Here is a 12347-nt window from a genome sequence, read left to right on the forward strand (position 1 = left end):
CACGAGCGTGCGCAGAGGGTTGGCGGGTTCCTGACTGAGCACCTTGCGATATTCGTGGTAGTTGATGGCGGCCATGGGCACCAGAGGGACAAGGGTCACCGCGGCCATGAGGACGATCAATTTGCGCCGAAGAATCCGGTGTCGGTCGGCACTGCTCTCATCCACCTCAAAGCTGAACGTTGTCTTCACGCGGTGAAGCCACCGGTCCCAAAACACGCTTTCACTCCTCGACGGACCGCTATAAAAACACCGCGCCGGACCGCAAGCGACCTTCTTCCAGTGCCTCTTTCACCGCATCCAGGATCGCCATCACGTCGTCATAGACCGTGACCTTTTTCTACACCAGATAATTGTAATATTCCTGTTCCACTCCCCCACAGACCACCAGGTCCGTCCCTTCCGAAAGAATGAGCTGACACAGATGGTCTGCGGAAGCCTGGGGCATGACCACGGTGCGTTCGTTCAGTAAACGGCCGTCCGGTCCCTGCGCGCCGACCCAGACCTCGGAGACCAAGTCAAACCGCGGAGCCACCTCCATGCCGTGAAGGGGGAATAATCACCTGGGCCATGCTAGGAACCTTCCTCCTTAGACGCGGCCTCGGTGGACGCCGCCAACAACAACCCGTAGTGCTTCACCTTGCGCCACAACGTGGACCGGCCCCAGCCCAAAATTTCCACCGCTCGACGGCGCTTTTCCTTGGCCTTGATGAGCGCTTCCACGATGAGGCGCCGCTCCAGTTCGCGCTCTTCTCTTCATAAAGCATCTCACCAGGAACCTTTTGTACGGCAGGGGCCGACTCCCAGGTCTGCGAAAGGTCCGTGATGATCTTGACGCGCGTTTCGGTGGTATACGACGGCAAATGATGCACCTGAATGGTGTCTTCCCGACACACGTTCACCGCATACTCCACAATGTTCTTGAGCTCGCGCACGTTTCCCGGATAGGGATATTCCATAAGGCAGCGCAGCGCCTCCGTGGAAAATCCCTTAATCTGCTTGTGAAAATCCGACACAAAGGCGGCAAGAAAATGATCTGGCAATAGCCGAACATCTTCCCCCCGTTCTCGAAGCGGCGGAATGTGCACGCGCACCACGTTCAATCGATACAGCAGATCCTGGCGAAATGTGCCTTCCCGCACCATGGCCTGAAGATCCCTGTGGGTGGTCGCAATGATGCGCACATCCACGCGCATGCCTTTGGTGGATCCCAAGGGATAGATGACATGATCGTCCAAAAAGGTGAGCAGTTTGAGCTGAAGGGGCTAGGGAAGGTCCCCGATCTCGGCAAGGAACAACGTGCCGTTGTGTGCCAGGCGAAATCGGCCCGGCTTGGTTTCCACGGCCCCCGCAAAAGCCCCTTTCTGGTGGCCGAACAGTTCGGATTCCAAAAGGGTCTCGGGCAGAGCGCCGCAGTTGACCTTCACGAAAGGCCCTTTGGCTCGGCTTGACAACTGATGGATGGCTTTGGCGAGAAGATCCTTGCCCGTGCCCGTCTCTCCGGTGATGAGCACCAAAGGGTCCATCTGGGCGATTCCCGGAAGGATGGCAAAAAGGCGCACCATAGCCGGGCTTCTTCCGATGATGCGGTGGAATCGGTATGCTTGCCCTGAGCGCGATTCCAATTCCTGAAACGGCCGAAGATCTTCTAGAACCTCCATGAAGCCGGCCACCTTTCCCTGGAGATCCCTCAAGACCACATCGCTGATGCGCACGGGAACCCGCCGGCGATCCCTGTTGATCAGGTCCCCTTCTCGGCACTGCGCCCCACCTTCCCACGAAGGTTGCATCGGCGGGCATTCCAGAAGGCAGAGGTTGCTGCGCATCGCATGGCGGCATGGAAGTCCTGGCGCTTCCGCGTGGCTCAGCCCCGTGAGCACCTCTGCCGCTCCATTAAGGACAAGCACCCTGCGCTTTGGGGACAAAAAACCACGGCATCAGGAAGGTCGTTAAAGGCCGCGTCGCATTCGATGGGCTGGTCAAAGAGTCCGGTCATGAGCGGGGAAACCGTAGGGGCTATATGTCCCTTCCTCTCGTGTGTTCCAAGGACGCTGTCTTCGTCCCGTCAACCATACTTCTCGTTCCACGAGGAGGCAACTGGCACCCTGCTCGGCTTCCCACCTTTCAGCCCGCCGCTAATGGGCGCCGGCTCCAAAAATGCCCGAAGCCGCCAGCAAGAGAGCAGCCACTTCCACAAAGACGATGACGAGAAACGCGGTATCCTTCTGACGCACATACGCCGGAATTAAGGTGATAAAACCGATGATGGTCATGGCTCCCAAAAGAGCGATGCCCAAAAAGTTGAGATAGTCGCCCTTGCCCAGCAGCGGAACCCAACCCCAGCCGTGAGGGGCGCCGGATTTTTCCATAAATTCCCCCACAGGAAGGTGCCACAGATGCGGCAACTGATTCAACGGAATATGCGGACCCATCAACCCGGCGACGTAAATCACATAGGTTACCATCATGATCAAAATACTGGCCCAACATCCGTAAAAGAGAAGATCGGCATAAAGCAGCTGCTCAGGAGATGCCTTTGCACTATCTCTAGTCACCATGGTGCACCTCTCGTTTCTTTATCGCTTTAAGATATCGTGGTCCTCAAAGACGCTAGCCGATGCCCAAGCCCTTTAGCAGCGCTTTGATGCCGGAAAATAACAGCACGCCAATGACCAGATAGCGAATAACCTTCGGTTTCGCCACGGCCAGAATGCGCACGCCCACGAAGGATCCCAGCATCAAACCCACAATGGAGGGAATGGCCATGAGCGGAATGACACAGCCCTTGTTGAGGTACACCCAGGCGGCAGAAGTGTCCGTGATGGACAGAAGGAACTTGCTGGTCCCGACGGCCACCTTTAGCGGGGCGCCCATGAGCAGGTTGAGCACCGGGACGTTGGCCCATCCCGCTCCGAGCCCGAACATACCGGCCATGATGCCGATGAGGATGAAAAGAATCAGGCCGGGAAGCGTCCGATGGGTTTTCCACTCCACCACCTCCCGCGTCGATTCTTCGTAATAGACCCCGTTCATCCCCAGCGCTCGCCCGACGGCGTCTTGCGCTTTGACCTGAGGCCGTTCCACATTCTTGGATGCGGCCAAGAGGATGGCAATGAAGACGATGGTGGCGCCCAGGCAGATTTGCACCACATTGGTCGGCAGCGCCAACCCGAGAAAGGCTCCGGCGATGGCGCAGACGGAAGCAATCAAGGCCACGGGCAGAGCAAGGCGCAAGTTGGCCAGGTTTCGGCGCAAAAGTCCGGGCCCTGCGGCCAGCGCTCCGGCCAGAGCCACAAGAAGCCCGGCGCCGCGCACAAAGTCCAAATGAAACGGAAAAAAGCCGCTCACCAGGGGCACATACAAGACGCCGCCGCCCACACCGGCCAACACCGCGATGATGCCGAGAATAAAGCAAAAGAATAAGAGAACCACAGGCCAGAACCACCACGGCTTGTTGGCTTCAGGCAAAGCCGCCTGCGCCTCTGAAGCCAGAGCCCACGCGGGAGTCGCCATCACACCCGCCAAGGCCACCCAAAAAAACACACCAACCCTCGCTCGCAGTCTTCTCACCATGCCCTACCCCCATATGTGCTGAGATCCGCGCTACTCGTGAAGGATTGCACAAAGCGTCGTCATTTTAACCAGTCGCATGTTTGGAGTCAAACGGAAATGTCCCCAGGTTTGAAAATGACAGCAGCCAAAGGAGGCAGGTTGATGACAAGCGAGTACGGTCGGCCGTGGTAAGGTACATCTTCGGCATTCACGCCCCCCAAATTGCCCTGGCCGCTTCCACCGTAAACGGAAGCGTCGCTGTTAAGCACCTCGTGCCAAAAACCGCCAAAGGGCACGCCGATACGGTAGGGAAACCGAGGCACAGGCGTGAAATTCAGAGCGCACACGAGAACGTCTTCCTCTTTTTTACCGCGCCGCAAAAACACCAGAGTGCTCTGCTCGCTGTCGTTGCAGTCGATCCACTCAAACCCTTGCGGTTCATTGTCCAGCTCATACAGGGCGGGTTCGCGGCACACAAGGCGGTTCAGGTCTCGCACCCACTGCCGAAGGCCGCGGTGGGTGTCGTGGTCCAGAAGAGCCCAATCCAGCTGGGCGTCGTGGTTCCACTCGTTCCATTGGCCGAATTCCGAACCCATAAAAAGCAACTTTTTGCCCGGATGGCTGTACATGTAGCCGTAGAGCAGCCTCAGGTTGGCAAACTTTTGCCACAGGTCCCCCGGCATTTTGCCCAACATGGAACCTTTACCGTGGACCACTTCGTCGTGGGAAAAAGGCAGAATGAAATTTTCGGAATAGGCGTAGAGCAGGCTGAAGGTCAGAAGGTTGTGGTGGTATTTTCGATGGACAGGATCCTTGCACATGTAGAGCAGAGTGTCGTGCATCCAGCCCATGTTCCATTTGAATCCGAACCCAAGGCCGCCCAGGTAAGTGGGACGCGACACCATGGGCCAGGCCGTGGATTCTTCCGCAACGGTCACGGTGTCGGGGTGTTCCCGGTAGACCATTTCGTTGAACCGGCGCAGAAACGCAATGGCTTCCAGGTTTTCATTGCCGCCGTAGCGGTTGGGAATCCATTCGCCGTCGCGGCGGGAATAATCGAGATAAAGCATGGAGGCCACAGCATCTACACGCAAACCGTCCACGTGGTAGACGTCGAGCCAAAACAGGGCGCTGGAGATGAGAAAATTAAGAACCTCGTTGCGCCCGTAGTTGTAGATGAAGGATTTCCAATCGTTATGAAAGCCTTGCCTGGGATCGGCGTGTTCATAAAGGTGCGTGCCGTCAAAGAAGCCCAAGCCGTGTTCGTCCGTGGGAAAGTGGGCGGGCACCCAATCCACGATGACCCCGATGCCGTGCTGATGCAGCGTATCCACAAAAAACATGAAATCCTGCGGCGTGCCAAAGCGGCTGGTGGCGGCAAAATACCCCGTGGTTTGATAACCCCACGATCCGTCAAAGGGGTGTTCGGTCACGGGCAGCAGCTCCACGTGCGTGAAACCCATATCCTGCACATAGGCGGCCAGGCGCGGAGCCAGTTCGCGATAGGTGAGCCATCGGTTGTCTTCCTCCACAACCCGCATCCAAGATCCCAGGTGCACTTCGTAAATGGTCATGGGAGAAGAGCGCGTGTTGCGTTCCCGTCGAGACTGCATCCACGCTTTGTCTTGCCAGGCGTAGCCGCCAAGGTCCCAGACGATGGAAGCCGTTCCCGGCCGTTTTTCCGAAAAAAAGGCAAAAGGGTCCGCTTTGAGCACCCGGTAGCTGTTGATTCGGGACGTGATGGCATATTTGTAGGTCGCCCCCACGCCAATGCCGGGCACGAACCCTCTCCAGATGCCCGTATCCTGAAAAGGTTCCAGAGGATGGGAGGCTTCGTTCCAGTCGTTAAAGTCCCCGACAACCGAGACCTTTTCCGCATTAGGCGCCCACACGGCAAAATGCACGCCGTCTTCACCGTTCAGGCGACACGGGTGCGCCCCCATCTTCTCCCAAGCTCGGTAATAACTGCCCTGTTTCCAGAGATACACATCAAAGTCGCTGAAAAAACGCCACACGCCTTCACTCACAACCTGTTCCCCTTCCCGCGCGATTTTTTCACCCCGAGGCCTCTTGGCCGCATTCTGCAGGCCCGGCGCTCGCCACGACGGCCATCCCCCTTGAGCGCCCCCCCCGCATGGAGCCTTGTCCGATCGTGGAATCAAAGGGAGCCGCGAACGGCACGATACGCGGCATCGCAAGGGTCCCGCCGTATGAATCCATGAACCCTCGCTCGAACACATGCCCTGAGAGACTTATCTAAACAAACGCCAAGGGCAAAAAGAAAGAGCGTGATTTTTTGGGGTTTGCTCAGGATGCCTTCTCCAACTCATCCTGCGCCCAACTCAAGGCTGCCGACACGGACGGAAATCCGATGGTGCTCACCAGCAGCAGCAGCGCGTGCACAATTTCCTCAGGACTTGCGCCTGCGCGGAGCGCTCGGCGCGTGTGACTATGGACGGCGCCTTCGGAACGAATGGCGGCGGCGGCGGCCAGTTGCACCAGATGGGCGGTCTTGTGGTCCAGAGGCCCTTCGCGTCGTACGGCGACGCCCAGGGCATCCAGAGCAGCCATGACGCCCGGATGTTTTTCCCGAACTACAGCGTACCAGCGAGGCAATTGTTCTTCGGCCATGGTGGTTCCTCCCCCTGTATGCCTTGTGAATGGCTTAGGCCCCGCCAACACGATGCCCACACCCCTCGGGGCCCTCTTGTTTTTTTACCTTACCTTGGGCCGCCTTGTGAGACAAGGTGCCCTGAACGGGCAGTGTGTTCTAGCGTTTACATGAAATACAAAAGCCTTTATAGAGAATTGTCGGGCCCAGGGCAGCCCGCCTCGCGCCAAAGGGCAGGCGCCAGAAGGGCATTAGACCGCTTTTTGCACGATGCCAAGGAGAGCCCATGGACAGGAAACCGCGCCAAGCCATGGTGGAACGCAAAACGCAGGAAACCGCCATTGCCGTCAAAATCCTTCTAGACGGCACGGGAACGGCCGAGGTGGACACGGGCCTTCCCTTTTTCGACCACATGCTCACCCTGTGGGCCGTCCACGGTCTCTTCGATATCACCCTTCGAGCCCAAGGGGATCTGGACGTAGACGGCCATCACACCGTAGAAGACGTGGGCATCTGCCTCGGTCAGGCCCTTTCCAAGGCTCTCGGGGATCGCAAGGGCCTGCAACGCTACGGCACCGCCTGCGTTCCCATGGATGAGGCCCTGGCTCAGGTGAGTCTGGATCTGTCCAACCGCCCTTACCTGGTGTGCCGTTTGCCGGCCATGGCCGAGCGGGTCGGCACCTTTGAGACGGAACTGGTGCCCGAATTCTTTCGCGCCCTGTGCCACCACGGCGGTCTGACGCTGCACATCGCCGTCCCCTACGGCGACAACACCCATCACATCCTGGAAGCGGTCTTCAAAGCCTTTGGCCGAGCCCTGGACGAAGCCACGGCACTGGACCCGCGTCGCTTAACCGTCCCCAGTTCCAAGGGTGTGCTGTAGCGACATGGGGTCAGACCTTTACTTTTTAGCCGCAGGTCCGAAAAGTGGACTCCCGCTCGTGTGGGCGTGACGACGGGGGCGGCACGATATGGACTCGCGCCTACGGGGGAGTGACCGCTCGGGGTGAGGCAGGCTGAAGACCGGCGCACGCGACCCAAAACTTTACCCGGCACGCGTGTGCCGATCAAAGAACGTATTGGAAAGGTTTTGGACTGAAGGTGCCAACCACCCTGTTGATGACCTATCGGTCGATACCCGCAAATGGATCAAATGGTTAGCGGCGCGTTTCGGACTGCCTTGGTGCCTCCGCCGAGACATGGATCAGGCCGGCCGTCGGGTCTTCTTTGAAATCAGAGCCGACATACCCACCGTCTGGGCCGGTGCCATCTGCAGCCCAACGCAAGGAAGATTCAACTTAGTCCGGGGAGGGGGGCTATAATGAGCGCATCCCTAAGAAAACATCGGTCCCAGAACCCCGATGCAGGCAGTGAAAAAACGGGAGCGAAAATGGCATCAACTTTTTGTTACATCGGTTCATAACTTTACGGGACTGGACAAAATCGCCGTCCGTTGGCATGGAACCCTGGGTAGCAAACGCCAGCACGGAAAAATGACCTTCAAAAAAGCGGGCGCCAACCTCCGCCGGGCAATAGTTGATGGATTTGGGATTCCAGCGCCCCATTGACCCCTTGACTTCTCATGCTCCATAGGCTATACACTGGAGCTCGCTGACGCGGGGTGGAGCAGTTAGGTAGCTCGTCGGGCTCATAACCCGAAGGTCGGAGGTTCAAATCCTCCCCCCGCTACCAGAAAACAGAGGACGCAGCCATACGGCCTGCGTCCTTTTTTGTTTTCTTTATTTTTGTGTTGACGAAGACGAGCTGCCCTCCGATAGAAGGCTCGACGGGATATGTTTAAAGGGTTCGCCTTCACAATAGAGAAAAGTTTACCAGAAAAACAGTGACATCAAGAGAGGAAAATCATTCCATGGATGCGCTGGACCATGGACTCTCCGAAGCGTTTCAAGAAGCCCTTGAGATGGCTTTTTCTCTCCATCGCCGACAGTTTCGAAAGGGGACCCGGGTCCCCTACGTTTCCCATCTGTTGGCGGTGGCGGCCATGGTGCTGGAAAACGGCGGGGACGAAGCGAGCGCTATCGCGGCTCTGTTGCATGACGCCGCCGAAGATCAAGGTGGGCAAGCCACCCTGGAAGCCATTCGTCGCCGGTTCGGCGACCGCGTGGCGGATCTCGTCCGGTCCTGCTCGGATTGCCTTGAATCCCCCAAACCTCCCTGGCAGGAACGCAAAGAAGCTTACCTGGAACACCTGAAAACGGCATCGGACGACGCAGTCCTCATCAGCCTGGCAGATAAGGTCCATAACGCCGGCACCATTGTGGCCGATTTGGAACGGGAAGGTCCCGGCGTGTGGGATCGCTTTCAGGCCGGCAAACTGGGCACTCTCTGGTATTATAAAGCGCTTGTCCGCTGCTTTCGTCGCCGTGGCCTGTATCCTCAACTGGTCCGCCAATTGGACCGTCTGGTCGAGCGGCTTCGGCAATTGGCCGCTCGCGTCACCGTGCTGGGCATTCCCTTTGACGCCAATGCATCGTACCGGCGAGGTCCTGCCCTGGCGCCGGCGCGCCTTCGTGAAGCGCTTTATTTAGGATCCACGAACCTGACGGCCGAATCAGGACTGGATTTGGGCGCAAGCGATGAATGGACCGACGCGGGCGACCTTTCCTTTTCTCGCTTGGACGGTATCGTTGGCACGGATGGCATGGTCACCAAGGTCCAAGAGGCCGTGGAAAAGATTCTCAGGACCGGAAGTGCCGTGCTCGCCGTGGGAGGCGACCACTCCATCACCGTCCCTGTGGTGCGCGCCCTAGCGGCTCACCACGGCCCCTTGAACATCCTAGACCTGGATGCGCACCCGGACCTTTATCCTGCTCTGGACGGAAACCCCATGAGCCACGGATCCGCGTTTACGCGCATCCTCGAAGAAGGCCTGGCTCAGAGGCTTGTTCAGGTGGGTATTCGGACCATGAACGAAACACAGAGGAAGGTGGCCGAACGCTTCGGCGTGGAAATTCTGCCCATGGATCGCTGGACCGGGGAGTGTCGTTTTCGATTCGACGGTCCCGTGTATGTTTCCCTGGACGTGGACTGCCTGGATCCAGCCCATGCACCGGGCGTCTCCCATCAAGAACCCGGAGGCCTTTCCCCCCGCGACGTGATCCGCATCATTCATGGGTTGGAAGGGCGGCTGGTGGGAGCCGATCTAGTGGAAATCAACCCCGAACGGGATGCGTCGGGCGTAACGGCCGCCCTGGGGGCGAAGCTCCTGAAAGAACTCCTCGCCCGTTTACTTGCCCCTAAGGCGGTGCCATGAGCCGCCGTCCAGATCCCTTACTGGAAGAATTCTTGGATTCCGCCCGGTCCCTCTCCCATCTGTGCAGGGACACCATTGCTCATCAGCGGGATTCCGACACCGCGGGGAATGCCTTTGAGGAAAACGTGGAGGGCTGGGTGTCCACCTGGTATCCCATGCGGTATCCCGTGACCGGCCGACCTTAAGGTGAATTGGAGTGGGCCCACACGTTTCACGAGCCTCAGAAACGCACCCTGGAGGCCATGCACCGCTAGCCCCTTTGGGGAACATGCAGGCACAAAAAGCAGGCCGTGGCTATCGGGCTGCTCAACGTCTACGGCGACGCCACCCCTTTGACTGACTGCAGGGGCTGATCTTCCGAGACGCCACATGCGAGCACCTGGCCTGGGTCAATTGTTTTGGTATCCTCGGTCGAGGGGATCATGCATGGCACGATCAGTTCCGCTCCGCTGCGGTTGGCGCTCTCAGAATGTCAGCCAGCCTGCTGCCGCCCATCCCTCGACCATGGGAGGGCACAGCCGGTTCGGAACGGATTGAAGAATCACCACCTTTCTTGGCGTAGCCATCGGGCACTTATCGGCAGCTCTCGGCCGCATCCTCCCTCAGCCGACGGGCTGTGCGCCCCGGCGCATCGTTTCCAAGGGACAGGATCCATCGCTTTGCCTCTTCACAAGAAGTGGAAGCCTTTCTGCCCATAGGCACCTTCCAGAAAAAATCACCGGCATGACCGTTCCCCTTGCTTTTAGTAGCCGCACATCCGAGAATACGAAATTCGTCGTCAGTGCCATCCATCAAAATCTACCCCCGATGTCTCATGCTCTTTTGAAGCGGCATTGAATTTGTTAAAAGGTCCTAGGGATGTTCTTGAGATTTGTGAAAGCCGCACATCATCAATCCGACAGGGGCTAGGAGGAAAACATGGACCAGCCGGTGGAACATTACTGGGAACTTCGGTTGAAGCGGGTTCAGGAAGCTTTGGAAAAGAACAACTTTTCCGTCGTCCTGGCAAAGAACGCTCAGGACGCCAAACGAATCGTGCTCGAAGATATTGTGCCTTCACTATCCGTGAAATCCGTCTCCTGGGGAGGATCCATGACCTTTGTGGCCACGGGCCTCTACGAAGCCATGAAAAGCCGCACGGATCTGGAAATCCTCGACACGTACGAAAAAGGCCTGGCCTTTGAGGACATGCTGGAACGCCGCCGTCGTTCCCTTCTGGTGGACCTCTTTTTTACGGGAACCAACGCCATCACGGAAGACGGCCAGTTGGTCAATTTGGACATGATCGGCAACCGTGTGGCGGCCATCACCTTTGGACCCCGCCATGTGGTCTTGCTGGTGGGGCGCAACAAGGTGGTGCCGGATCTGGAATCGGCCATGATACGCATCAAGGAGTACGCCGCTCCCACCAACGTGATGCGCCTGGACAAGAAAACCCCTTGTTTTCACACGGGCCGATGTGACGACTGCTCCAGCCCCGACAGAATCTGCAATCACTGGACAATTACAGAAAAATCCTATCCCAAAGGGCGCATTTGCGTGGTGCTCATCAATGAAGACCTGGGACTCTAAGGAGCACACGACAATGAAAAAGCACAGCTGTGACGTGGCCATTCTTGGAACCGGTCCGGCCGGATTACAGGCCGCCATTCATGCCGCCCGAAAAAAGGTCTCCGTCGCCGTGGTGGGGAAAGTGACCAAGAGCAGCGCTTATCGGGCGCATGTGGAAAACTTTTGTTGCATTCCCCACGCCACCGGAGAAGATCTGCTAGCTCAGGGACGCCACCAGGCGGAAAAGTTCGGCGCCGTCTTCTTTGACCAAGACGTCGTCCAAGCCCGACGGGTGGACGGCCACTTCGAGCTGGACCTGGAAGGTGGGGACCGCATCGAGGCCAAGGCCTTGATCTTAGCGATGGGGATTTCGAGAAAAAAACTGGGAGTGCCCGGGGAGCGCGAATTGCTGGGCAAAGGGGTTAGTTATTGCGTGGAGTGTGACGCCAATTTTTTTCGAGGGGCTCCGGTGGCTGTCGTGGGTTGTGAAAGCGCTGCTGTCTCGGGTGCCCTCACCCTGCTCTTTTATACAGACCACGTGCACCTCATCTGCGAAGCCCTTCAGGTGGCCGACAATCTTGTCGAAAAACTTCGCCACAGCGCTGTCAAACTGCATGAAGGCCGTAAGGTGCTGGAAATTGTTGGCTCGAGCGCCGTGGAAGCCGTCGTGTTGGACGACGGCACTCGCATTCCGGTTCAGGGTGTCTTCATTGAGCGAGGGGCCAAGGGCGCCTTGGAAATTGCCACCGCTTTGGGCGTTAGCCTGGATACCGAATCCTTTCAATATGTGGTGACCAACAAGAAACAGGAAACCAACATTCCTGGAGTCTATGCCGCCGGGGACATCTGCGGTCCGCCATGGCAGATTGCCAAGGCCGTCGGAGAGGGCTGCGTGGCCGGGCTGGAAGCTGCCGATTTCGTGCGAAAACTCTCGTAAAAAAGAAAAATCCGGCTTCACATAGAGGCAAAAAGGCGAGCTGCGCCCTGTATATCGCCCGGTGCCGGAAAAGATAAGACCATTGTCGATCTTTCCTTTCGATCAAAATTCCAGGCCTCACCGGCCCTCGGCTCTGTCGTGGAAACGAAGCCCACAAAGCATCCGGCACGAAGCGCCGACCCTATGATGACTCATCGGGCAACGGAGCAAAGCGGCCGCGCAGAGCCACAAGCAGGACACACACCTTCGTCAGACGCTGGGGAGCGCCTGTTTTGAGAGGACAGGGCGGCAACAAGCCAAGGCTTCCAGGCCCGGCGCTTTCAAGGGGAATTTCCATCCCTTAGCTGCTCGACGAGGACGCTCTTGGGCTTTATGCGACAAGAGCCCATCGAACCGTGATAAGGCGTCTCATTCTGCGCCGCTCC

Annotated in this window: 11 protein-coding genes, 1 tRNA gene and 1 pseudogene; 6 read left to right on the top strand and 7 right to left on the bottom strand. The window is 57.9% G+C overall.

Translation table 11 applies throughout. The features are described from left to right. Window positions 1-337: 337 nt before the first annotated feature. The 7 genes and pseudogenes from EDC27_RS00950 to EDC27_RS00975 form a co-directional block, all read right to left on the bottom strand. A complete protein-coding gene (locus EDC27_RS00950; RefSeq protein ID WP_148045627.1) occupies window positions 338-532 on the bottom strand; it encodes a hypothetical protein in 195 nt (64 codons plus the stop codon). A gap of 38 nt (window positions 533-570) precedes the next feature. Continuing rightward, window positions 571-720: a hypothetical protein gene (locus tag EDC27_RS16855; RefSeq protein WP_342778615.1), complete on the bottom strand. Its 150-nt coding sequence runs from the start codon at window positions 718-720 to the stop codon at window positions 571-573. Window positions 721-893: 173 nt separating this feature from the next. Next, window positions 894-1904 (bottom strand): annotated as a pseudogene (locus EDC27_RS16860) (sigma-54 interaction domain-containing protein); the annotation flags it as partial. Between the two features lie 228 nt (window positions 1905-2132). Further along, window positions 2133-2555: a hypothetical protein gene (locus EDC27_RS00960; RefSeq protein WP_211334726.1), complete on the bottom strand. Its 423-nt coding sequence runs from the start codon at window positions 2553-2555 to the stop codon at window positions 2133-2135. 52 nt (window positions 2556-2607) lie between these two features. Continuing rightward, on the bottom strand, window positions 2608-3510 hold the full coding sequence (locus EDC27_RS00965; RefSeq protein ID WP_211334755.1) for a sulfite exporter TauE/SafE family protein: 903 nt from the start codon (window positions 3508-3510) through the stop codon (window positions 2608-2610). Between the two features lie 146 nt (window positions 3511-3656). Next, a complete protein-coding gene (glgB, locus tag EDC27_RS00970) occupies window positions 3657-5576 on the bottom strand; it encodes a 1,4-alpha-glucan branching protein GlgB (protein ID WP_245994142.1) in 1920 nt (639 codons plus the stop codon). 280 nt (window positions 5577-5856) lie between these two features. Next, the gene (locus EDC27_RS00975) at window positions 5857-6180 is read right to left on the bottom strand and encodes a carboxymuconolactone decarboxylase family protein (protein WP_123288750.1); all 324 of its coding nucleotides are present in this window, start codon (window positions 6178-6180) and stop codon (window positions 5857-5859) included. A gap of 266 nt (window positions 6181-6446) precedes the next feature. Here EDC27_RS00975 and hisB point away from each other — a divergent pair, with 266 nt between their 5' ends. From hisB to EDC27_RS01015, 6 genes are all read left to right on the top strand, one after another. After that, window positions 6447-7043 carry an imidazoleglycerol-phosphate dehydratase HisB gene (gene hisB, locus EDC27_RS00980; RefSeq protein ID WP_123288751.1) on the top strand — a complete coding sequence of 199 codons (597 nt, stop codon included), beginning with the start codon at window positions 6447-6449 and terminating at the stop codon, window positions 7041-7043. Between the two features lie 732 nt (window positions 7044-7775). After that, a tRNA-Met gene (locus tag EDC27_RS00990) sits at window positions 7776-7852 on the top strand. A gap of 178 nt (window positions 7853-8030) precedes the next feature. Next, window positions 8031-9434, top strand: coding sequence for an agmatinase (gene speB / locus EDC27_RS00995; protein ID WP_123288753.1), 1404 nt, complete (start codon window positions 8031-8033; stop codon window positions 9432-9434). Continuing rightward, complete coding sequence (locus tag EDC27_RS01000) at window positions 9431-9619, top strand: hypothetical protein (protein WP_123288754.1); 189 nt, start codon at window positions 9431-9433, stop codon at window positions 9617-9619. The genes speB and EDC27_RS01000 overlap by 4 nt, the downstream gene beginning before the upstream one ends. 733 nt (window positions 9620-10352) lie before the next feature. Beyond that, window positions 10353-11006, top strand: a complete 654-nt coding sequence (locus tag EDC27_RS01010; RefSeq protein ID WP_123288756.1) for a lactate utilization protein — start codon at window positions 10353-10355, stop codon at window positions 11004-11006. Between the two features lie 13 nt (window positions 11007-11019). Then, window positions 11020-11922 carry an NAD(P)/FAD-dependent oxidoreductase gene (locus EDC27_RS01015; protein ID WP_123288757.1) on the top strand — a complete coding sequence of 301 codons (903 nt, stop codon included), beginning with the start codon at window positions 11020-11022 and terminating at the stop codon, window positions 11920-11922. Window positions 11923-12347 lie beyond the last annotated feature (425 nt).

It is taken from the genome of Desulfosoma caldarium (assembly GCF_003751385.1).
Classification (GTDB): Bacteria; Desulfobacterota; Syntrophobacteria; order Syntrophobacterales; family DSM-9756; genus Desulfosoma; species Desulfosoma caldarium.